The following is a 20,601-nucleotide window of genomic DNA, read 5'->3' as shown; positions in this document are numbered from 1 at the left end:
GTCGCCTGCATACGCCGAGGCTTGGCCGACGGGAAAGCCCGCGCGGTTCCGGTCAGCCCTGCGCCAGCCGCCGCCCGGTGGCGGGGTCGAACAGGTGCAGGGCGCTCCCGTCGACGGCGAGCCGCACGGTGTCGCCCTCCTGCTCGCGCGAACCCGCCGGAACCTGCACCGCCACGTCGGTGCCGGCGAGCGGCCCGTGCAGCAGGCGGGTGGCGCCGAGTTCCTCCACGAAGGCGATGCGGAACGGCAGGCCGTCCTCGGCGATCCGCAGGTCCTCGGGCCGGATGCCGGCCTCGACGGCGGTGCCGGGGGAGATGCCGGTCACCGGGATGACCGTCCCGTCGATCCGCACGCCGCCTGCCACCGCTTCCGCGGGGAGGATGTTCATCGGCGGCGAGCCCATGAAGGTCGCGACGTAGCGGGTGGCCGGTCGGCGATAGATCTCGATCGGGGTGCCGACCTGCTCGATCTCTCCGCCATTCATCACCACCAGCCGGTCGGCCATGGTCATCGCCTCGACCTGGTCGTGGGTGACGTAGACCGTGGTGACGCCGAGCTGGCGTTGCAGGCGGCGGATCTCGACCCGCATCTGCACGCGCAGCTTCGCGTCGAGGTTCGACAGCGGCTCGTCGAACAGGAACACTTGCGGCTTGCGCACGATCGCCCGCCCCATGGCGACGCGCTGGCGCTGGCCGCCCGAGAGCTGGCGCGGATAGCGCGTCAGCATCGCCTCGAGGCCGAGGAGCCGCGCCGCCTCCTTCACCCGGGTCTCGATCTCGGATTTCGGGGTGCCGCGGTTGCGCAACCCGTAGGCCAGGTTGTCGTAGACGCGCATGTGCGGATAGAGCGCGTAGTTCTGGAACACCATCGCGATGTCCCGGTCGGCCGGCTCGACGTCGTTGACGGTTCGGCCGCCGATGGTGATCGCCCCCGAGGTCACGGTCTCGAGGCCGGCGATCATCCGCAGCACCGTGGACTTGCCGCAGCCGGACGGGCCGACGAGGACGCAGAAGGCGCCGTCCGGCACGTCGAGCGAGACGCCGCGCACCGCGTCGACGCCGCCGGAATAGGTCTTGCGCAGGGTGTCGAGGGCGAGGCCGGCCATCAGAGGCGTCCGATCGTACGGGAGTAGGTCACTTCTCGGTCTCCACTAGGCCGCGCACGAACAGCTTCTGCATCGCGAACACCACCACGACCGGCGGCAGCATCGCCAGCACGGCGGTCGCCATGACGATCTGCCACTCGGTGAGCTGGTCGGTGATCGAGGTCATCTTGCGCAGGCCGATCACCACCGTCTGCATGTCGTCGCGGGTGGTGACGAGGAGCGGCCAGAGATACTGGTTCCAGCCATACAGGAACTGGATCACGAACAGGGCCGCCATCGTGGTGCGCGAGAGCGGCAGCAGGGTGTCGAGGAAGAACCGCACCGGCCCGGCCCCGTCGATGCGGGAGGCCTCGACGAGCTCGTTCGGCACCGTGAGGAAGAACTGGCGAAACAGCAGGGTCGCGGTCGCCGAGGCGATCAGCGGCAGGGCGAGGCCGGCATAGGTGTCGAGGAGCTGGAGGTCCGCCGCGACCTTGTAGGTCGGGTAGATGCGCACCTCGACCGGCAGCATCAGGGTGACGAAGATCGCCCAGAACGCGGTCTGCCGGAACGGGAACTTGAAGTAGATCAGCGCATAGGCCGAGAGCAGCGAGATGAAGATCTTGCCCACGGCGATGGCGAGCGCCATGATCGTGCTGTTCAGCAGCATTACCCCGACGGGGACGCCGGCCATGCCGGATTCGGTCAGCGCCCGTCGGTAGGTCTCGACTCCGTGGCTCCCGGGCCAGAGCGGCATCTGGCCGTTGGCGATGGTGGCCGCGTCGTGCGTCGAGCCGATCAGCGCCAGGTAGACCGGGAAGACGACGACGCCGACCCCGAGACAGAGCACGAGATGCGGGATCAGGTTGCCGAAGCGGCGGTTCTCGACCAACGGGGCCGCTCCCTGGCGGATGGTTTCTTGGCTGCCGTGCCGCACCGTCGTGACGGGCGTGCGACGCTCCCTATCATCGCCTAAGCTCTGACGGAAGCGCCGCCCGCTCGGAGACCCCTACAGTCCCGCCTGCTGCGCCAGCCCCTTGAGGTCTCCTTGCGGCCGGGCGCCGAGATGCGAGATGATCTCCGCCGCCGCGATCGCGCCGAGGCGGGCGCAATCTGCATGGTCGAGCCCGCGGGCGAGGCCGGCGAGGAAGCCCGCCGCGAACAGGTCGCCGGCGCCGGTGGTGTCGACCACCTCGCGCACGGGCGAGGCCGGCACGGATCGGGTGTCGCTGCCCGACACCACCAGGGCGCCCTCTTCCGAGCGGGTGACGACGCCCAGAAGCCCCGTCTCCTGGCGCAGGGCCGCGAGCGCCGTGTCGGCGTCGGCGGTCTGGTAGAGGCTCTTCAGCTCGTGGATGTTGGCGAACAGGATGTCGAGGCTGCCGTCGCGGATGAGGCCCAGGAACTCGTCGCGGTAGCGGTCGACGCAGAACGCGTCCGACAGGGTCAGCGCCACCTTGTTGCCGGCGCCGTGCGCGATCTTGGCCGCCTTGCGGAACGCCTCCTTGGCGGCCGGCGGATCCCACAGGTAGCCTTCGAGGTAGACGTGGCGGGCGCTCCGCACGGTCTCCTCGTCCACGTCCGCGGCCGAGAGGCCCTGGCAAGCGCCGAGATAGGTGTTCATGGTGCGCTCGCCGTCCGGCGTCACCAGCACGAAGCAGCGGGCGGTGGCGGCGCCTTCGGTCGCCGGGGCGACGCCGAACTGCACGCCGGTGGCGTTGAGGTCGTGGGCGAAGAGACGGCCGAGCTCGTCGTCGCGCACCTTGCCGACGAAGCCCGCCCGCGCCCCGAGGAGCGCCGCGCCCACCGCCGTGTTGGCGCCCGAGCCGCCCGAGATGATCGTGGCCTGCCCCATCACCCCGAACAGGTGCTCGGCCCGCGCCTCGTCGATGAGCTGCATCGCGCCCTTGTGCACGCCCTCGCGGACCAGGAAGGCCTCGTCGGTACGGGCCATCACGTCGACGATGGCGTTGCCGAGGACGAGGAGGTCGAGGGAGGCTGTCATGCAGTGGCTCGCGCGCAAGGAATTGGCGCGGCTGTCGCATCCGCCGCCGGAGGGGTCAAGCGCGGCCTCACGGCTCCTCGAACAGGGATGCGACGGGAAGTTCGAGGCCCGGCGGGTCGAGGATGAGGGTGCCGTCCTCCAGGAAACTGCTCTCGATTCCGTCGCCGGCCCGGCGATGGTGGACCACCGTCCTGCGGTCGGGGTCGACCATCAGGTAGTGGTGGATGCTCGGCACCTGGAAGTAGCCGGCGAGCTTCTCGCTCGCATCGGTCCGGCGAGTGCTGGGAGACAGGACTTCGACGACGACGATCGGATTCTTCACTTCGACCGCGTCGGGATCGATGCGCGGGCCGCAATAGACTAAGGCGTCCGGTTCGTAGGCGGTATGGGCAGTGATGCGGACGGTCATTCCATCCGGCATCGCCCGGCAAGGAACGCTGGCGGCGCGCAAGGCGCTGCGCAGAGCATCGAAGACGGCGACCCGTGTGTTGGCATGCCGTGCCCGCTCGGCGGCCATCGCGAACACCTCGCCCTGCACGAGTTCGTAGCGTCCTGGATTGTCTTCGCTCCAGGCCAGGTACTCGTCCACGCTCATCTGCGTCTGCGGAAGCGGCTTCATCGCGCTGAACCTGTCGGTGACACTCCTGCTCCAGAAGCCTACCATGCCCGTGCTACTGCATCGACTGCATCTCGCAATTCGCATAGGCCACGCTGCCGTCGGCGTAGGCCTTGAGCTTGCGGGCATAGGCCTCGGCGCCGGTGCGATAGGGGCCGAGCTGCGCGTTGTAGGCCTTGATCCCGTCATTGTAGGTGTAGGCCTCCCAGCCCGGGCAGCCGCCCTTGGCGTCGAGGCAGGCGGGCTTTTGCGGCAGGGCGGGCTTCACCGGCTTCTCGCTCGCCGGCGGCGGGGCCGGCGGCGTGGGACAGGCGGCTTGCGCCGCGGGCGCCAGCAGCATCAGGAGGGCGGCGAGGGCTTTGCGCGGCACGGGCATCGTCTCCGGTGAGGGGCGGCCTCTCACGCCATCGTGTGGTCGGCGGGTCGGGTCAAACCCCCGCTCGCGGCTTATCTGTGGCGCATTCCGCACCGCACTCAGGTCCCGAATGCCTGCCCAACCCCAGATCGCCTACCCTCGCCTGGCCTACCCTTGGCTCGACCGCGCCGGCCGCCTGTCGCGGTTCAAGCTCGCGGTCTTCCTCCTCGCGCTGGCGCCCGGCCTGTGGTTCACCGCGGCCTACGCCCTCGACCGCCTCGGCGCGAAGCCGCTCACCGCCTATCTCCACGCCATGGGCGACTGGTCGGTGCGGTTCCTGATCCTCTCGCTCGCGGTCACGCCGATGCGGCGCATCGCCAACGCGCCGAAGCTGATCCTGGTGCGGCGGATGCTGGGCCTCACCGCGCTCGCCTACGCGCTGGTCCACTTCACGCTCTACGTCGCCGACCAGAAGTTCGACCTCGCCCGGGTGGCGAGCGAGATCGTGTTCCGCATCTACCTCACCATCGGGTTCGTCGGGCTGCTCGGCCTCGTCGTGCTCGGCGTCACCTCGACGGACGGCATGATCCGCCGCCTCGGCAAGGCCTGGCCGCGGCTGCACCGGCTGGTCTACCCGCTCACAGCGCTGGCGCTGCTGCACTTCTTCATCCAGTCGAAGATCGACGTCTCGAACCCGGTCTACTGGAGCGGGCTGTTCCTGGCGCTGATGGGCTGGCGGCTGATGCACCACCTCAAGGTGCCGACCGCACCGCTGCCGCTCCTAGGGCTCAGCGTGGCCGCCGGCCTCGCCACGGCGGGGCTGGAGGCCCTGTGGTACGCCCTCGCCACCAACGTGCCGGCCACGGCGGTGTTGTCCGCCAACCTCGACTTCTCCTACGACGTGCGCCCGGCCTGGTGGGTGCTCGGCACGGTGATCCTGACCGTGCCGCTCAACCTGTGGCAGAGCCGGGCGGCGTCGGGCGGCAAGGGGTCGGCGAAGGGGCCGGTGGTGCGGGCGGCCAGGGCCTGACGATCTCGGGCTGGCGAGTGAGCCGGGAAATCTGAAGCCCTCCTCGTCATCCGGGGGCCGCGCAGCGGAACCCGGGACCCATGAACGCTGACGATGCCAGACAAGGCGTTCCGCTTCATCCTGAAAGGTCAGCGGCTATGGATCCCGGGTTCTCGCCTATGGCGAGCCCCGGGATGACGTTCAGGGAAGAATGATGGGCGTTCGACTTCGACAGGAGGCCGAGCCATCGTCTGTCGACGCGAAATACGAGAACAGCGCAGGAAAGTCTGCTCGGCTTTCTTGCCGGCCTCAATCAATGGTCTGGATTGTTTGGAGAAATGGTGCCCGGGGACGGAGTCGAACCGCCGACACTGCGATTTTCAGTCGCATGCTCTACCAACTGAGCTACCCGGGCGCACCGGCCGCGCGAGGCGGCGGTCCAAGCACAAGAGATCGTCCTAAGCTGAAGGACGGCACCACTCCCGTCAGGGACGAGAGAGTGGTGCCCGGGGACGGAGTCGAACCGCCGACACTGCGATTTTCAGTCGCATGCTCTACCAACTGAGCTACCCGGGCCCGCCGGCTGCGTGGGGCAGCGGCGTTGAGCGGCGGTATAGAGACGCTCGGATCGCCTGTCCAGCCGTCTCGTGCGGGCGCGTGGGCGATTGTTTGCCGGCACTCGCCTCACGCCTCCGCAGTGCGGCGACGGCGGGGGGCGCTGGCCGGGCTCGCCGGGTTGCGGGGGCGGCGGGGCTTCGTCGCGCCAGCCTTTTTCGCGGTGGTCTTCTTGGCCGGCGCCTCGCGGGAGGAGGGTGCCTTCGCCTCGCCGCCGGCATGGGCGTCGAGGAAGGCGCGGCAGGCGTTGAAATCGGTCTCGATCTCGGGCGGCAGGGCCTCCATGCGCTTCTCCCGCGCGAGCGAGGCGGCAAAGCGCAGCATCGCCGGGGTCGGCGGTCGGGTCGCGCCGTCGCCCGCCGGACCGGTCCGTTCCTCCCCCAACGCGGTTCTCGGCCCCGCATGGGTGTTGAGGAACAGCCGGCAGGCCCCGGCCTCGCGGGTCGCCTCCGGGGGGAGGGGGATGCCCTTGCGGGCGGCGAGTGACTTGGCGAAGGACACCATCGCGGCGGTCGGCGCCCGGCCGCCGCGGGGCGGGACCTCGCCCTCCACCGCCAGCCGCTCGGCGCCCGAAACCGCGCCGATCAGCGCCTCGACCCGCTCGCGGGTGCGCTGGCGGAACGCCTCGGCCCGGCGGACCGCCTCGGCCTTGGTCGTCGCCCGGCCGATCTCGGCCAGTTCGGACTCGAACACCGCCCGACCGACCGGGTCGCCATAGGCCGGGAACACCCGGCGCACCGCGGCGATGAAGGCGAGGCCCACCTCGGTCACGGTGATGGCCGGGTCCTTGCCCTTGAGCAGCGTGACGTAGTGGCTCTTCAGCAGCTTCGGCAGCACCGCGTCGCGGGTCGCGGCGGTGCCCAGCCCCTTCGGCTCGGTCGGGTTGGCGGGGTTCTCCAGCGCCCGCTTCAGGGCCGGGTCCTCGATCTGGTCGATGAGGCGGCCCATCACCACCGGCAACTCGCCCCGGGTGATACGCCGCGGCGGCTCGGTCCGGGCGGTCTCGATCACCGGCTCGCCGCCCCGCCCGGCCTCGCCGTCGCGCACCGGCGGCAGGCGCCCGGTGGTCGGCTCGTCGTCGGCCTTGGCCTTGCCGGGCACCACCTCGTCCTCGTCGGCCTCGGTGCCGTAGAGGGCGCGCCAGCCCGGCACCTTCACCACGCTGCCGGTGATGACGAAGCGCTTGGACCCGAGCGGCGTCGCCACCTCGGCCGTGACCGTGGTCCGGGCATCGATCCCGTCGGCCATGTGGGCGGCCAAAAAATTCTTGGCGACGAGCAGCCACAGCCGCAACGCCTCGGGCGCGGCGTCGCCGGGGCCCGGCACCTTGCGCAACGGGACGATGGCGTGGTGCTCGCCCGGGTCCTTGACGTAATGCCCCTTCGGCCCGCGGCGGATCTGCGGCGTCGCCGGGTTGTGGGCCGTCAGGTCCTTGTCGGCGACCGCGATCGCCGCCAGCACCGCGGCGGCGTCCTTGGCTTGCGAGTCCGGCAGATGCACCGACTCGGTGCGGGGGTAGCTGAGATAGCCCTTGTCGTAGAGGGCTTGCGCGTGGCGCGCCGTCACCTGCGGGTCCCAGCCGAAGCGCTTGGCGCAGGCGCGGGCCAGGGTATCCTTCGAAAAGAGCTTCGGCGGCGTCCGGCGCACGTCCTTCTGCACCACCGCCAGGGGACCGGCCCATCCCTCGGCCGCGTCGCGGATCGTCTCGGCATCCTCGATCGCGAAGATCTTGTCCTTCGGCGCGTGCCAGAGCGTCAGGCCCGCGCCGCTCTGCGTCGTCACCGGCAGGGCGATCTTGTAGAAGTCGCGCGGCACGAAATTGCGGATGCGCTCCTCGAGATCGGCCAGGATGGCGAGCGTCGGCGTCTGCACCCCGCCGAAGCGCCAGGGCTCGCGGAAGGCCGGCGGGCGCAGGCGCAACGACACCGCCCGGGTCCCGTTGAGGCCGAGATGCCAATCCTCGTATTGCCGGCACAGGGCCTCGAGATAGGCGGCATAGTCGCGCTCGCCGGAATCGTCCTCGCGCGCCAGCAGCCCGAAGGCGCGGCGGATCGAGATCTCGTCCAGCGCCCCCAGCCGCAACCGATCGACCCGGCCGCGCCAGCCGAGATGCTCCAGGACCTCCCAGGCGATCATCGAGCCCTCGCGGCCCGGATCGGTGGCGATGATCACCCGCTCGACCCCGGCGAGCGCCTGGCGGATCGCCGCGAGCTTCGGCGCGTGCGACTGGCCCGAGCGGCCGTGCCCGGGAGCGACCGGCAGCCGTTCCATGGCGATCGGCAGCGCGTCGAAGCGCCAGGGCTTCCAGTCCGGCCGGATCTCCCCGGGCTCGGCCACTTCCAGCAGGTGCCCCTCGGCCGCGACGCAGACCGTGCTGGGCGAGCGGAAGAACCGCTGCACCTGGCGCATCGCCGAGGGCTTCTCGAAGAAGAACAGCGTCTTTCCCGAGGAGGATGAGCCGGGGGAGGTGGCCTGCGCCATGGCAGCGGGACGCTCCTGAACGGGCGGATGGCCCGAACGAAGCGGGAACATACCGGAGGCTCCCGGGTACGGTCAACGCGGGGCACCGCGAAAAGAAAGGGCGCGGGCTTCCCAGACGGCTCTTCCCCGAATGAGTGCAGCTCTCGGCTTCGCATTCGCGCGGTTCACCCTCACCGCCACGGTTCCGCCCGCGAAACGCCGCTTGCGCCCTCGGCATTCCTCACATAAAGATATCTTTATGTTTCGCATTGGAGGCGAGGAGCCCTCAGGTATGACCGCCACCGTCCCCTTCGTCGACGCCTTGAGCGTGCTGCGGGCCGCCGCGGAGGAGACGCGCCTGCGCATCCTGGTGCTGCTCGGCGAGGGCGAATTGTCGGTCTCCGACCTCACCGACATCCTCGGCCAGTCGCAGCCGCGGATCTCGCGCCACCTCAAGCTCCTGGTCGAGGCCGGGCTGGTGGTGCGCCACCGCGAGGGCGCCTGGGCGTTCTTTCGCCTGCGCGAGGGGGTGGCCGGGCTGGTCGCCCCCTTATCGCCGCCCTCGACACCGCGGCGCCGCCGCTCTCCGAGGACCGGGCCCGGCTCCAGGCGGTGCGGGCGCAGCGCGCGGAGGCGGCGCAAAGCTTCTTTGCCCGGCTCGCGCCGCAATGGGACCGGGTGCGCTCGCTCCACGTGCCGGAGGCCACCGTCGAGGCGGCGGTGCTCGACGCGCTCGGAAGCGGCCCGATCGGCAGCCTCGTCGATCTCGGCACCGGCACCGGGCGGATGCTCGGGCTCCTGGCGCCGCGGGCCGCCCGGGCGACGGGGCTCGATGCCAACCACACGATGCTCTCGGTCGCCCGCGCCAACCTGGAGCGCCAGGGACTGACCCGGATCGACCTGCGCCAGGGCGACATCCACGCCCCGCCCTTCGGCCGGGCGAGCTTCGACCTCGTGCTGATCCACCAGGTGCTGCACTATCTCGACGACCCGGCGCGGGCGCTTCGCGAGGCCGCCCGCCTCGTCGCCCCGGGCGGCCGCCTGCTCGTGGTCGATTTCGCGCCCCACAGCCTGGAATTCCTGCGGACGGACGAGGCGCATCGCCGCCTCGGCTTCGCCCCGGAGCAGGTTGCGGACTGGCTCTCCGAGGCCGGCCTGACCGACGTGCGGCTGCGTCACCTCGCGCCCTCCGGGGGCGCGGAGCACCAGCTCACCGTCACGCTCTGGCTCGCCCATCACCCGCAGGCCGCCGCCGATCAGCAGATCGGTGCCGGGCTGCCCGACCGCGCCGTCGCCTGATCCCAATCCCCTCTTTCGCCGAGGCTGCCGATGTACCCCACCGCCTTCCGCCCGAGCCGCGAGAGCCACCGCCCGATCCGCGTCTCGTTCGAGTTCTTCCCGCCGAAGACCGAGGAGATGGAGGCGACCCTGTGGTCGTCGATCGAGCGCCTGGCGCCGCTCGGCCCCGACTTCGTCTCGGTGACCTACGGCGCCGGCGGCTCGACCCGCGAGCGCACCCACAACACCGTGTCGCGCCTGGTGCGCGAGACCGAGCTGAAGCCCGCCGCCCACCTCACCTGCGTGGCCGCCACCAAGGGTGAGGTCGACGACGTGGTGCGCGCCTATCACGAGGCCGGCGTGCGCCACATCGTGGCCCTGCGCGGCGACCCGGCGGAGGGCGTCGGCACCGCCTACACGGCGCATCCGGGCGGCTACGAGCGCTCCTGCGACCTCGTCGCCGGCATCAAGCGCATCGGCGATTTCGAGGTCTCGGTCTCGGCCTATCCGGAGCGCCACCCCGAGGCCGGCTCCCTCGACCAGGACCTCGACGCGCTGAAGGCCAAGGTCGATTGCGGCGCCGACCGCGCCATCTCCCAGTTCTTCTTCGAGAACGACCTGTTCTTCCGATACCTCGACCGGGTGCGGGCGCGCGGCATCGACATCCCGATCATCCCCGGCATCCTGCCGGTGCAGAACTTCAAGCAGGCCGCCAACTTCGCCCGCCGCACCGGCGCCTCGGTGCCGGACTGGCTCGCCGCCCGCTTCGAGGGGCTGGAGAACGACGTTGCCACCCGCAAGCTGGTGGCCGCGGCGGTCGCCGCCGAGCAGGTGCTGGATCTCGTCGACCGCGGCATCACCGATTTCCACTTCTACACCATGAACCGCGCCGACCTCGTCTACGCGATCTGCCATTTGCTGGGCTTGCGCGCGACGCCGGTGGTGGCGGAGAAGGTGGCGGCCTGATTTCCCCAAGGTCTCCTCACCGCTGACATGATCCCGGGCCGCATCGCGCGGCCCGGTCCGATTCCGCACCTGCCCGACCCGCTGGAACCCCACCCCGATGACCGATTTCCGCCCCGCCGACGGTGCCGACATCCTGACCGCCCTGCGCCGGCGCGCGGCGGAGAAGATCCTCGTCCTCGACGGGGCGATGGGCACGGTGATCCAGCGCCTCGGCCTGACCGAGGCCGATTTCCGCAGCGAGCGCTTCCGCGATCACGCCCACGACCAGAAGGGCAACAACGACCTCCTGATCCTGACCCAGCCCGACGCGATCCGGCAGATCCACCTCGACTACTTCCTCGCCGGCGCCGACGTCGTCGAGACCAACACCTTCTCGGGCACCACGATCGCTCAAGGAGATTACGGCATGGAAGCCGTGATCCACGAGCTGAACGCGCAAGGCGCCCGGCTCGCCCGCGAGGCGGCGGTCCTCGCCGAGAAGCAGGACGGACGCCGCCGCTTCGTCGCCGGCGCCATCGGCCCGACGAACCGCACCCTGTCGATCTCGCCGGACGTCAACAATCCGGGCTACCGCGCCGTCACCTTCGACCAGGTCCGCGAGGCCTATGCCGAGCAGGTCCGCGGCCTGATCGCCGGCGGCGCGGAACTCATCCTGATCGAGACGGTCTTCGACACGCTGAACGCCAAGGCGGCGGTGGCGGCGGCCTGGCAGGTCTTCGACGAGACCAGCACCCGCCTGCCGATCATGATCTCGGGCACCATCACCGACCTCTCGGGCCGCACCCTGTCGGGCCAGACCCCGACCGCGTTCTGGCACTCGCTGCGCCACGCCGAGCCGCTGACCTTCGGCCTCAACTGCGCGCTCGGCGCCCGCGAGATGCGCGCGCATATCGATGAATTGTCGCGCACCTGCGACACCCTGGTCTGTGCCTACCCCAATGCCGGCCTGCCGAACGAGTTCGGCCTCTACGACGAGAGCCCGGAGGCGATGGCCAGGCTCGTCGGCGAATTCGCCGAGAGCGGCCTCGTCAACATGGTCGGCGGCTGCTGCGGCACTACGCCGGACCACATCCGCGCCATCGCCGGAGTGGTGGCCGGCAAGGCGCCGCGCCGGGCGCCGACCGTGAAGCCCTTGATGCGCCTGTCGGGCCTCGAGCCCTTCACGCTGACGCCCGAGATCCCGTTCGTGAACGTCGGCGAGCGCACCAACGTCACCGGCTCGGCGCGCTTCCGCAAGCTCGTCACCAACGGCGACTACGCCGCCGCCCTGGATGTCGCCCGCGACCAAGTCGCGGCCGGCGCCCAGATCATCGACGTCAACATGGACGAGGGCCTGCTCGATTCGCAGAAGGCGATGGTCGAGTTCCTCAACCTCGTCGCCGCCGAGCCCGACATCGCCCGCGTCCCGGTGATGATCGATTCCTCGAAGTTCTCGGTCATCGAAGCCGGCCTGAAATGCGTGCAGGGCAAGGCGATCGTGAACTCGATCTCGCTCAAGGAGGGCGAGGAGAAGTTCATCGCGGAAGCGAAGATCTGCCGCTCCTACGGCGCCGCCGTGGTGGTGATGGCCTTCGACGAGGACGGCCAGGCCGATTCGCTCGAGCGCAAGGTCGCGATCTGCACCCGCGCCTACAAGGTGCTGACCGAGCAGGTCGGCTTTCCCCCCGAGGACATCATCTTCGATCCCAACGTCTTCGCGGTGGCGACGGGCATCGAGGAGCATGACGGCTACGGCGTCGCCTTCATCGAGGCGGCGCGGATCATCCGCGAGACCCTGCCCCACGCCCATATCTCGGGCGGCATCTCGAACCTGTCCTTCGCCTTCCGCGGCAACGAGCCGGTGCGCGAGGCGATGCACGCGGTGTTCCTGTACCATGCGATCAAGGTCGGCATGGATATGGGCATCGTGAATGCCGGCCAGCTCGCGGTCTACGACGAGCTGCCCGCCGAGCTGCGCGAGCTGTGCGAGGACGTGGTCCTCAACCGCCGCAAGGATGCCACCGAGCGCCTGCTCGACGCCGCCGCCCGCTTCAAGGAGGGGGGACAGGCGCGCGACAAGACCGCCGACCTCGCCTGGCGCGAGGCCCCGGTCGAGAAGCGCCTGGAGCACGCGCTGGTCAACGGCATCACCGAATACATCGAGGCCGATACCGAGGAGGCCCGCGCCGCGGCGGCCCGTCCGCTCCACGTCATCGAAGGCCCGCTGATGGCCGGCATGAACGTGGTCGGCGACCTGTTCGGGGCCGGAAAGATGTTCCTGCCGCAGGTGGTGAAGTCGGCCCGCGTGATGAAGCAGGCCGTGGCCTACCTGATGCCGTTCATGGAGGCCGAGAAGGCCGCCAATGGCGGCGTCGGCGGCCGGCAGGCGGCCGGCAAGGTGCTGATGGCGACCGTGAAGGGCGACGTCCACGACATCGGCAAGAACATCGTCGGCGTCGTGCTCGCCTGCAACAACTACGAGATCATCGATCTCGGCGTGATGGTGCCGGCGGCGAAGATCCTCGATACGGCGCGCAAGGAGAACGTCGACATCGTCGGGCTCTCTGGCCTCATCACGCCCTCGCTCGACGAGATGGTCCACGTCGCGGCCGAGATGGAGCGCGAGGGCTTCGACGTGCCGCTGCTCATCGGCGGCGCGACGACGAGCCGGGTCCACACCGCGGTGAAGATCCACCCGGCCTACGCCAAGGGCCAGGCGGTCTACGTGACCGATGCCAGCCGCGCCGTCGGCGTGGTCTCGAACCTGCTCTCGCCCGACACCAGGGGGCAGACGATCGAAACGGTGCGCGCCGAGTACAAGCGCGTCGCCGAGGCCCATGCCCGCTCGGAGGCCGACAAGCAGCGTCTGGCCCTGGCGAAAGCCCGTGCCAACGCCTTCAAGGCCGACTGGTCGGCCTACACGCCGGTCAAGCCGACCTTCACCGGCACGCGGGTGTTCCGCAGCTACGAGGTGGCGGAGCTCGTTCCCTATATCGACTGGACGCCGTTCCTCCAGACCTACGAGTTCAAGGGCCGCTATCCGGCGATCCTCGACGACCCCGAGCAGGGACCGGCCGCCCGCGCCCTGTTCGAGGATGCGCAGGCGATGCTGCGCCAGATCGTCGAGGAGCGGTGGTTCAACCCGAAGGCGGTGATCGGTTTCTGGCCGGCCAACGCGGTCGGCGACGACATCCGGCTGTTCACTGGCGAGAGCCGGACCGACCCGCTCGCCACCTTCCACGGCCTGCGCCAGCAGCTCTCGAAGCGCGACGGGCGGCCCAATACCTGCCTGTCGGACTTCGTCGCCCCCGTCGAGAGCGGGCTCTCCGACTATGTCGGCGGCTTCGTGGTCACGGCGGGTCTCGAAGAGGTGCGGATCGCCGAGCGGTTCGAGCGCCAGAACGACGATTACAAGTCGATCCTGGTCAAGGCGCTCGCCGACCGCATCGCCGAGGCCTTCGCCGAGCGGATGCACGAGCGGGTGCGGCGGGAATTCTGGGCCTACGCGGCGCACGAGACCTATTCCCCGGCGGACCTCGTCACCGAGCCCTATGCCGGCATCCGCCCGGCCCCGGGCTACCCGGCCCAGCCCGACCACACCGAGAAGACGACTCTGTTCGACCTGCTCCAGGCCGAGCCGCGGATCGGCGTCAAGCTCACCGAATCCTACGCGATGTGGCCGGGCTCCTCGGTCTCGGGCCTCTACATCGCCCATCCCGACGCGCATTACTTCGGCGTCGCCAAGGTGGAGCGCGACCAGGTCGAGGATTACGCCGCCCGCAAGGGGATGGACGTGGCCGAGGTCGAGCGCTGGCTCGGCCCGGTGCTGAACTACGACACGGCGCGGTATCGCGTGGCGGCGGAGTAGGGGGCGCTTGCCTTAAGGGGACGGCCCATCGTCATGATGGGCCGCAACCCTGGAGATGCGCATGATCGAGCCCGACAAGCCGGTGCCGGGAAGCTTGGACTGGCTTCAGGAGCGCGTGCAACCGCTCGATGCCGACGTCGAGGCAGCCCTGGACGAGCCGGTCGAGATGCCGGCGGACGTCCCGGGTGAATGGGATTGGCTCCGTGATCTCGTCGGCCCGCTGGACGACGACTTCGTGCACGCTGCGACCGAGCAACCGCCTTTGCCCCCGACGACGCGGTGGAGGAGGACGAGCCCACCTCCTGACCCGGGCTTGACCGCCGCGCCCGCCCCGGCTCAAAGCTGGGCCTGAGGATGCGGGAAGGATCGGGGATGCGGACAGGACCAGGGAGGCTCGCCCTCGTCGCCGTGGCGGGCGCCGTCGTGGCGGCAGCCGGCTGCACCGAATTCTCCTACATCTCGAAGACCTATGTCGGCCTCCAGCCGCAGGTGGTCACGATCGGCTGCAACGCCCCCTACGAGGTCTACGACCAGCGCCGCGAGCGCAAGGTCCTGATCGTCTCGAACAACCTGCGGGAGATTGCCGGCTGCGGCATGGAGGGCCAGGACCCGGCGCTCACCCGCCGGCGCCGCTTCTCGGAGGCCGCCTCCACCTACCTCAAGGAGACGGCGCGGGAGACCTGCACCATCGTCGGCGAGACGGTGTTCACCGATCTCCAGACCGAGTTCGTCTATTCCTGCGCCGAGCCGATCGAGAAGCCCGGCACCAAGGTGCCGCGCCTGCCGGGCCGCTACTGAGCCTTCAATCCTCGTCCGGGACGGGCGGGTGCGGGAAGGTGCGCTCGGCCGCATCGCCGGCCGCCGCCAGCATCGCCCGGGCGAAGTGGCGCGCCTCGGCCCGGTCGAGGGCGATCGACGCCGTGACCGGCGCGCCGTCGAGGTCGGCGAGGTCCAGTTCGAGCCGCACGCCCGCCTCGGTCGGCGTCACCCGCAGGGTCCAGTCGCGATCGCTCATCCGTCCGCATCAGCCTTCGGGGGCGGAATGCCCCAACTCCCGGCCCTATAGACCAATTTCCGGACAGGTCGATGGGGTCGCCGCGGTTGACGCTGCGGGCGTCGCCGTGGTCGACCCGCGCCGGGAATCGAGCACGAGGAATCGGACCATGAGCGAGATCGTCTTCCGCACCGGCGAGGCCACCGTGCTGGCGGCCGAGGGCCAGTACACCGACGCGATGCCCGAGGTGCTGATCGGCTCGGTGCGCGGCCCGGTGGGGCAGGCCTTCGCCTCGATGATGGGGCAGGTCCAGGGCCACACGCGGATGTTCGTGGTGCGCGACCTCAACCAGCTGGTGCGCCCGGCCACGATGATGACCACCAAGGCGACGATCCACACCGCCGAATACGTCGAGTTGCTCGGCGGCGTGGTCCAGGCCGCGACGGGCGACGCCATCGTCGACTGCATCATCGAGGGCATCCTGCCCCGCGACGGGCTCGACGAGCTGTGCATGATCATCATGATCTGGCTCGACCCGCGCTGCCCCGAGGACCCGAACCTCGACCGCAAGGACCTCTACCGCACCAATTACGAGGCGACGAAGCTCGCCATCGCCCGGGCGCTGAAGGGCGAGCCGACGGTGGACGAGCTGATCGCCAACCGCCACACCGTGCGCCACTACGCCCTCGAAGGCGTGCTCGACGACGAGGCCTGATCCTCCCCGGTCGGTGGGCGGCTGCGCAGTTGACCGCAGCTTGACAGCGCCGCAAGGTGCGCCGCCCGCCATCCCGACACCTCGCGCGGGCCGTCCATCACACGCCTTGAGGCTGAACGATGCGTCCATTCCGCGCCGCGTTGATCCTGTCCGCGGCCCTGTCCGCTTGTGCCGTCCTGTCCGGACCGGGTTTCGCGCAGCAACCCCAAGGCGGTGCGCAGGCGCCCGCGGGCGGGCGGGCCGCCACCCCGGCCTCGTCGCCGATCACCGTCTGGGATGCCCGGATCGCGGGGGGCGACCTCATCGTCTCCGGCAGCGTCGGCAAGGCCGGCGTGGTCGTCACCCTCGACGACGACATCCCGGTCACCTCGGACAAGCGCGGGCGCTTCACCCTGAAGGTGCCCTACGTGCCGCAGAACTGCGTCGCGACGCTCAAGGCCGGCGAGGCCTCGCGCGAGATCGCGGTGGCGAATTGCGGCGCCACCGGCGCCCCGGGCGCCAAGGGCGAGCCGGGCCCGACCGGCCCGCAGGGCATGGCCGGCCTCGCCGGACCGCCCGGCCCGAAGGGCGATGCCGGGCCCAAGGGCGATACCGGTCCCAAGGGCGAAGCGGGTCCCAAGGGCGAAGCGGGTCCCAAGGGCGAAGCGGGTCCCAAGGGGGAGGCGGGGCCCAAGGGTGAGCCCGGTCCGAGGGGCGAAGCAGGGCCGAAGGGTGAGCCCGGCCCGAAGGGCGAGGCGGGCTCGCCGGGGCCGGCCGGCTCGGCGGGCGCGGCCGCCACGGCGAGCGCCGGGTTGCCATTCCGGATGCTACGTACCGACGGCTGTTCCAAGCCGCATTGCGAACTGGTCTGCGACGCGGGCGAGACCTTCGTGTCGGCCTATTGCCTGCGCGGCGGCAGCGCGAACTTCACCCGCCGCGAGAGCGGCGAGGCGGTGGCTCTGTGCCCGCCCGACAGTTCCGGCATGGTCGGCTTCTGCGCCAAGCTGTGATCGATCATTCGGGTCTCTCCGCCGGATCGACATCCTCCTCGTCATCCTGGGGCTCGCCGAAGGCGAGAACCCGGGATCCATAACCGCTGACCGTCCAGGAAGGGACGGAACGCGGCCCGCCTTGTCCTGCATCGTCAGCGGTCATGGATCCCGGGTTCCGCTGCGCGGCCCCAGGATGACGAGGTGAGGCGGCGATGTCTGCGCCAGATCGACTGGAGCAGACGTAAGCGCTAGCGCGCCATCCTGGCCGAGGCGGACGATCCCGGCACGGCCTGCACCCCAGCCTGCTGTTTCCGATGGCGGCGCGCCTTGCTGGCCGAGCCGCAGGCCTCGGCTGCCCCGCCGACCTTCATCCCGCTCGCCCTGCATCGTGGCAAGCCACGATCGGTGCCCCATCGCGCCGGCCATCCGGGTTGACGCCGAACGCCACGCCTGGAGGGAGGCCTTCCGGATCAAGGCGGTGAGCGCCTTCTCGGTCATCCGGCGCGGCTCCAGGACGCTGGGGAAGCGACTCCCCGCCCGCAGCTTCGAGATGCGTCGATCGACCGTGCCGGCCCGAGTCGCGAGAGATCCCGCCTGCTACGGCGCCGTCGAGGAAGCGCGGAAAAGGCCCCGCCGGTCTCCGCGGCGGGGCCTCACAGCGCATCTTTTCTCGAATCGTATCTCTTATGCCAATGGCCCAAGATGCTGACGCATCGGGCCATTGAGCCATCTCGAATTGTCTATGCCAAGCCAGAGGCTTGACGAAAATTCGAGAACGGAACCGAAGGTCGTTTCCAACGACCGTTGGTATTACAGCGCCTTCAACAGCGCCTCGGCTCCCGACTCGTCCGCCTTCGACGACGAAGCCTCGACGTTGAGCACCCGGACCACCCCGTCCTCGACCAGCATGGCGTAGCGCTGGGAGCGGAGGCCGAGGCCGAAGCCGGTGCCGTCCATGTCGAGGCCGAGCGCCTTGGCGAAGTCGCCGTTGCCGTCGGCCAGGAACTCGATGCCCTCGGCGCCGGTCGCCTTCGACCAGGCGTCGAGCACGAACACGTCGTTGACCGAGGTCACCGCGATCGCGTCGATGCCGCGGGCCAGGATGTCGCCGCGGCGGGTGACGTAGCCGGGGAGGTGGTTGCGGTGGCAGGTCGGGGTGAAGGCGCCCGGCACCGCCACCAGCACCACGCGGCGGCCCTTGAACATGTCGTCGGTGGACTTGGCCGCCGGGCCTTCGGGGCCCATGACCCGGAAGGTCGCCTGGGGCAGGTGATCGCCGACCTGGATCGTCATCGTGGCTCTCCTCGCGGAATTGATGCGGTGGCGTCTAAGCAGATTTCGCCGGAGCGGTCACCGGTTCGGCGGCAAAAATCTGCGAGAAAACAAGAATCTAACCAGCCTTGCGGCGGCCTGCCAATGCAAGGCTGGTTCGCGCGGCGCCCCGGCGCGTCGAGGCGGGCCCAGGCGGCGGGACCCGCCGGGCCTCCCCGCGCGTTCCTGCTGAACCGGACTATGGACAATGCCGGGGCGGAGCGTAGCATGGGCTTCATGCGCAGCAGATTTCCACAGGACCTCCTCGCCCAGGATCCCGGCCCCGCCGGGGCACCGGGCCCGCATGCCGACGAGCGGGAGGGTGCGGCTTCCGGCGCGCCGAGCTACCTCGACGGGCAGCTCCTGGTGGCGATGCCGGGCATGGCCGACGAGCGCTTCTCGCGCTCGGTGATCTATCTCTGCGCGCATTCGGCGGAGGGGGCGATGGGGATCATCGTCAACAAGCCGGCTGCCGACCTCAACATGCCGGACCTCCTGGTCCAGCTCGACATCATCGCCGAGACCGACGCGATCCGCCTGCCGGCCGCGATCGGCCACATGCCGGTGCTGATGGGCGGGCCGGTCGAGGCGAGCCGGGGCTTCGTGCTGCACTCGCCCGATTTCCACATCGACCAGTCGACCCTGCTGATCGACGACGGCATCTGCCTCACCGCGACGATCGAGATCCTGCGGGCGATCGCGGTCGGCAAGGGGCCGGCGAGCGCGGTGCTGGCACTGGGCTATGCCGGCTGGCAGGCCGGCCAGCTCGAGAGCGAGATCCAGGCCAATGGCTGGCTGCACTGCCCGGCCGATCCCGACCTGATCTTCAACACCACCCTTGAGACCAAGTACGACCGGGCGCTGCGCGGCATCGGCATCGAGCCCGCCATGCTCTCGACGACGGCCGGCCACGCCTGACGGGGCGGTCCCGTCCCGCGGGCCTTGCGCGCTACTGGTCCTGCGCGCCGGCCTCGAAGCCGGGATTCGTTCCGTCGACCGAAGGGGCCTGCCGCCGGACCCGCGCCGCCGGCCGCGGCGCGTTGCTGGCGGTCGGGGCGGCCGTCGACAGGCCGAGGCGGGTAGCGAGCGAGAGCGCCCGCGCCTCGGAGAAGCGCAGGTGGCAGAAACCGTGCGAGCCCTCGCGGACATAGGCGCGGCAGAACTGCTCCCGGTCGGCCGAGAAGGCCGCCTGCTCGGTCACGATCGGCCGCGTCTCCTCGCGTGAGGCGCGGCGGGTCATCACCTTGTAGTTCTCGCGCACCGCCTTGTCGACGACGCCGCGCGCCGAATCGAATTCCTGCGCCCGCGGCAGCAAGGCGGCGGCACCGGGCCCCCACAGGCCCTTGGGCGTGGTGGCGCAGTCCGCCGCCGTGAAGACGCAAGCCTCGCCCTCGGCCAGCGGCGTGACCATCACGCTGCCCTCCAGGATCTCGAACCGCAGCGGACAGGCCGGGCCCGAGGAGGCGAGCTGCGTCACGCCGTAGGGCTTGCCCTGGTCGGTGAGCGCCAGCGGCTGCCCGTCACCGAGGGAGACCTTGCAGGACTCGGTCGGCTGCGAGACCTTCGTGCCGGCGAGCGTCAGGCGGGCCGTGAAGCCGCCGCCCGCCCGCTCCAGGCGCAGGGAGCCGGCATTGCCGTTCTGCTGCAGGTCCTGGCCGAGGACCGCGTCGTCGTTGGGAGTCTTCAGCACCACCGGCTTCGGCGGCGCCGGCGGGGCGGGGGCGGGCCGGGGCGCCGCCTCGGCCGGCGGCATCTCGCCGGGCGCCCGGCCGCCCGGCACCGGGGCCGGGGGGGCCGGCGGGCGCGCGGCCCGGCCGATGCCGAACAGTTCCTCGAGGAAGGACTGAGCCGAGGCCGGAGCCGGCGCCACCATCAGGACCGCCGCGAGGGGCAGGGCCGCCAGCACGGGCAGGGCCACCGGGCGGGGGGAGGGGCGAACGGACTTCATCAGGCTCCAGGCGAAAAGGCTCGAGGGGCAAGGGCACGGGCCGAACGGCACGGGCGTCGATCTCCCCCCGGGGTCCTGCTCCCTCGGGGTAGTACTCCCCTGAGGGTCTCGGGGCTCAGTCCTAGCATGCGGTCCGTGGCACGGGCGTGGCAAGCCCGCAACATTGTCGTGGCGGCTTGACCATAGGTCGGGAGGAGGATGCCGGCGCGAAGCCGGGCCCGCCGCGCCGCGAGCCTCGCGATGCGCAGCACGCCCCCGCTCGCCTTGCGGGCCCCAAAAGGCCTTCTTATATCCGGCTCGGCGCGGGCAACTCCCCCGCCCGCCGGGTTTCCGGCGGGGCGCGGTCCGGCCCGCCCGGGCTCAAACCATTCGACAAGTACCGCCATGGGCCGAGCTGCTTCGGGGCTCGGCGGTCTGCTTAAAAAAC

Annotated in this window: 17 protein-coding genes, 2 tRNA genes and 2 pseudogenes; 9 read left to right on the top strand and 12 right to left on the bottom strand. The window is 70.5% G+C overall.

Going from position 1 to position 20,601, the window contains the following annotated elements:
- Positions 1 to 52: 52 nt before the first annotated feature.
- From F1D61_RS06970 to F1D61_RS06950, 5 genes are all read right to left on the bottom strand, one after another.
- A complete protein-coding gene (locus tag F1D61_RS06970) occupies positions 53 to 1,105 on the bottom strand; it encodes an ABC transporter ATP-binding protein (protein WP_203157113.1) in 1,053 nt (350 codons plus the stop codon).
- Positions 1,106 to 1,133: 28 nt separating this feature from the next.
- Positions 1,134 to 1,949: a sn-glycerol-3-phosphate ABC transporter permease UgpE gene (ugpE, locus tag F1D61_RS06965; protein ID WP_432443294.1), complete on the bottom strand. Its 816-nt coding sequence runs from the start codon at positions 1,947 to 1,949 to the stop codon at positions 1,134 to 1,136.
- A 144-nt stretch (positions 1,950 to 2,093) separates the two neighbouring features.
- Positions 2,094 to 3,089, bottom strand: a complete 996-nt coding sequence (locus F1D61_RS06960) for an adenosine kinase (RefSeq protein WP_203157109.1) — start codon at positions 3,087 to 3,089, stop codon at positions 2,094 to 2,096.
- A gap of 67 nt (positions 3,090 to 3,156) precedes the next feature.
- Positions 3,157 to 3,708: a Uma2 family endonuclease gene (locus tag F1D61_RS06955; protein WP_246775760.1), complete on the bottom strand. Its 552-nt coding sequence runs from the start codon at positions 3,706 to 3,708 to the stop codon at positions 3,157 to 3,159.
- Positions 3,709 to 3,760: 52 nt separating this feature from the next.
- Complete coding sequence (locus tag F1D61_RS06950; protein WP_203157107.1) at positions 3,761 to 4,081, bottom strand: hypothetical protein; 321 nt, start codon at positions 4,079 to 4,081, stop codon at positions 3,761 to 3,763.
- A 109-nt stretch (positions 4,082 to 4,190) separates the two neighbouring features.
- Here F1D61_RS06950 and F1D61_RS06945 point away from each other — a divergent pair, with 109 nt between their 5' ends.
- On the top strand, positions 4,191 to 5,090 hold the full coding sequence (locus tag F1D61_RS06945) for a sulfite oxidase heme-binding subunit YedZ (protein ID WP_203157105.1): 900 nt from the start codon (positions 4,191 to 4,193) through the stop codon (positions 5,088 to 5,090).
- Between the two features lie 318 nt (positions 5,091 to 5,408).
- On the opposite strand, the gene F1D61_RS06940 is transcribed toward F1D61_RS06945, so the two are convergent.
- The 3 genes from F1D61_RS06940 to F1D61_RS06930 form a co-directional block, all read right to left on the bottom strand.
- Positions 5,409 to 5,484 (bottom strand) — tRNA-Phe (locus F1D61_RS06940).
- A gap of 85 nt (positions 5,485 to 5,569) precedes the next feature.
- A tRNA-Phe gene (locus F1D61_RS06935) sits at positions 5,570 to 5,645 on the bottom strand.
- Between the two features lie 108 nt (positions 5,646 to 5,753).
- Positions 5,754 to 8,165, bottom strand: coding sequence for a type IA DNA topoisomerase (locus F1D61_RS06930; RefSeq protein ID WP_246775759.1), 2,412 nt, complete (start codon positions 8,163 to 8,165; stop codon positions 5,754 to 5,756).
- Positions 8,166 to 8,436: 271 nt separating this feature from the next.
- Here F1D61_RS06930 and F1D61_RS06925 point away from each other — a divergent pair.
- From F1D61_RS06925 to F1D61_RS06905, 5 genes and pseudogenes are all read left to right on the top strand, one after another.
- A pseudogene (locus F1D61_RS06925) lies at positions 8,437 to 9,443 on the top strand (ArsR/SmtB family transcription factor).
- Positions 9,444 to 9,473: 30 nt separating this feature from the next.
- Positions 9,474 to 10,388, top strand: a complete 915-nt coding sequence (metF, locus tag F1D61_RS06920; protein WP_203157103.1) for a methylenetetrahydrofolate reductase [NAD(P)H] — start codon at positions 9,474 to 9,476, stop codon at positions 10,386 to 10,388.
- A gap of 97 nt (positions 10,389 to 10,485) precedes the next feature.
- Positions 10,486 to 14,235, top strand: a complete 3,750-nt coding sequence (gene metH, locus F1D61_RS06915) for a methionine synthase (RefSeq protein WP_203157101.1) — start codon at positions 10,486 to 10,488, stop codon at positions 14,233 to 14,235.
- 61 nt (positions 14,236 to 14,296) lie between these two features.
- Positions 14,297 to 14,587 carry a hypothetical protein gene (locus tag F1D61_RS06910; RefSeq protein ID WP_203157099.1) on the top strand — a complete coding sequence of 97 codons (291 nt, stop codon included), beginning with the start codon at positions 14,297 to 14,299 and terminating at the stop codon, positions 14,585 to 14,587.
- Positions 14,588 to 14,607: 20 nt separating this feature from the next.
- On the top strand, positions 14,608 to 15,033 hold the full coding sequence (locus F1D61_RS06905; protein WP_203157097.1) for a hypothetical protein: 426 nt from the start codon (positions 14,608 to 14,610) through the stop codon (positions 15,031 to 15,033).
- A gap of 4 nt (positions 15,034 to 15,037) precedes the next feature.
- Here F1D61_RS06905 and F1D61_RS06900 read toward each other — a convergent pair whose 3' ends face one another.
- Positions 15,038 to 15,250, bottom strand: coding sequence for a hypothetical protein (locus F1D61_RS06900; RefSeq protein WP_203157095.1), 213 nt, complete (start codon positions 15,248 to 15,250; stop codon positions 15,038 to 15,040).
- Positions 15,251 to 15,398: 148 nt separating this feature from the next.
- On the opposite strand from F1D61_RS06900, the gene F1D61_RS06895 reads away from it, so the two are divergent.
- Together F1D61_RS06895 and F1D61_RS06890 are read left to right on the top strand one after the other, a co-directional pair.
- A complete protein-coding gene (locus tag F1D61_RS06895; RefSeq protein ID WP_048426393.1) occupies positions 15,399 to 15,944 on the top strand; it encodes a formaldehyde-activating enzyme in 546 nt (181 codons plus the stop codon).
- 119 nt (positions 15,945 to 16,063) lie between these two features.
- Complete coding sequence (locus tag F1D61_RS06890) at positions 16,064 to 16,933, top strand: collagen-like protein (protein ID WP_203157092.1); 870 nt, start codon at positions 16,064 to 16,066, stop codon at positions 16,931 to 16,933.
- 441 nt (positions 16,934 to 17,374) lie between these two features.
- On the opposite strand, the pseudogene F1D61_RS33985 reads toward F1D61_RS06890, so the two are convergent.
- Positions 17,375 to 17,494, bottom strand: a pseudogene (locus tag F1D61_RS33985) (IS256 family transposase); the annotation flags it as partial.
- Positions 17,495 to 17,725: 231 nt separating this feature from the next.
- The gene (locus tag F1D61_RS06885; protein WP_203157090.1) at positions 17,726 to 18,208 is read right to left on the bottom strand and encodes a peroxiredoxin; all 483 of its coding nucleotides are present in this window, start codon (positions 18,206 to 18,208) and stop codon (positions 17,726 to 17,728) included.
- A 255-nt stretch (positions 18,209 to 18,463) separates the two neighbouring features.
- On the opposite strand from F1D61_RS06885, the gene F1D61_RS06880 reads away from it, so the two are divergent.
- Positions 18,464 to 19,144 carry a YqgE/AlgH family protein gene (locus F1D61_RS06880; RefSeq protein WP_432443217.1) on the top strand — a complete coding sequence of 227 codons (681 nt, stop codon included), beginning with the start codon at positions 18,464 to 18,466 and terminating at the stop codon, positions 19,142 to 19,144.
- Positions 19,145 to 19,175: 31 nt separating this feature from the next.
- Here F1D61_RS06880 and F1D61_RS06875 read toward each other — a convergent pair whose 3' ends face one another.
- Entirely contained in the window at positions 19,176 to 20,174 is a 999-nt protein-coding gene (locus F1D61_RS06875) for a hypothetical protein (protein ID WP_203157088.1), read from the bottom strand.
- Positions 20,175 to 20,601 lie beyond the last annotated feature (427 nt).

The sequence above is a fragment of the Methylobacterium aquaticum genome (assembly GCF_016804325.1).
GTDB classification, from domain to species: domain Bacteria; phylum Pseudomonadota; class Alphaproteobacteria; order Rhizobiales; family Beijerinckiaceae; genus Methylobacterium; species Methylobacterium aquaticum_C.
Note: the sequence above shows the minus strand (reverse complement) of the source record. Positions and strands in the feature narration are given on the sequence as shown.

Coding starts and splice junctions, on each gene's coding strand:
- F1D61_RS06970 (WP_203157113.1), bottom strand. CDS start 1,105: ATGGCCGGCCTCGCCCTCGACACCCTGCGCAAGACCTATTCCGGCGGC.
- F1D61_RS06960 (WP_203157109.1), bottom strand. CDS start 3,089: ATGACAGCCTCCCTCGACCTCCTCGTCCTCGGCAACGCCATCGTCGAC.
- F1D61_RS06955 (WP_246775760.1), bottom strand. CDS start 3,708: ATGAAGCCGCTTCCGCAGACGCAGATGAGCGTGGACGAGTACCTGGCC.
- F1D61_RS06950 (WP_203157107.1), bottom strand. CDS start 4,081: ATGCCCGTGCCGCGCAAAGCCCTCGCCGCCCTCCTGATGCTGCTGGCG.
- F1D61_RS06945 (WP_203157105.1), top strand. CDS start 4,191: ATGCCTGCCCAACCCCAGATCGCCTACCCTCGCCTGGCCTACCCTTGG.
- F1D61_RS06930 (WP_246775759.1), bottom strand. CDS start 8,165: ATGGCGCAGGCCACCTCCCCCGGCTCATCCTCCTCGGGAAAGACGCTG.
- metF (WP_203157103.1), top strand. CDS start 9,474: ATGTACCCCACCGCCTTCCGCCCGAGCCGCGAGAGCCACCGCCCGATC.
- metH (WP_203157101.1), top strand. CDS start 10,486: ATGACCGATTTCCGCCCCGCCGACGGTGCCGACATCCTGACCGCCCTG.
- F1D61_RS06910 (WP_203157099.1), top strand. CDS start 14,297: ATGATCGAGCCCGACAAGCCGGTGCCGGGAAGCTTGGACTGGCTTCAG.
- F1D61_RS06905 (WP_203157097.1), top strand. CDS start 14,608: ATGCGGACAGGACCAGGGAGGCTCGCCCTCGTCGCCGTGGCGGGCGCC.
- F1D61_RS06900 (WP_203157095.1), bottom strand. CDS start 15,250: ATGAGCGATCGCGACTGGACCCTGCGGGTGACGCCGACCGAGGCGGGC.
- F1D61_RS06895 (WP_048426393.1), top strand. CDS start 15,399: ATGAGCGAGATCGTCTTCCGCACCGGCGAGGCCACCGTGCTGGCGGCC.
- F1D61_RS06890 (WP_203157092.1), top strand. CDS start 16,064: ATGCGTCCATTCCGCGCCGCGTTGATCCTGTCCGCGGCCCTGTCCGCT.
- F1D61_RS06885 (WP_203157090.1), bottom strand. CDS start 18,208: ATGACGATCCAGGTCGGCGATCACCTGCCCCAGGCGACCTTCCGGGTC.
- F1D61_RS06880 (WP_432443217.1), top strand. CDS start 18,464: ATGCGCAGCAGATTTCCACAGGACCTCCTCGCCCAGGATCCCGGCCCC.
- F1D61_RS06875 (WP_203157088.1), bottom strand. CDS start 20,174: ATGAAGTCCGTTCGCCCCTCCCCCCGCCCGGTGGCCCTGCCCGTGCTG.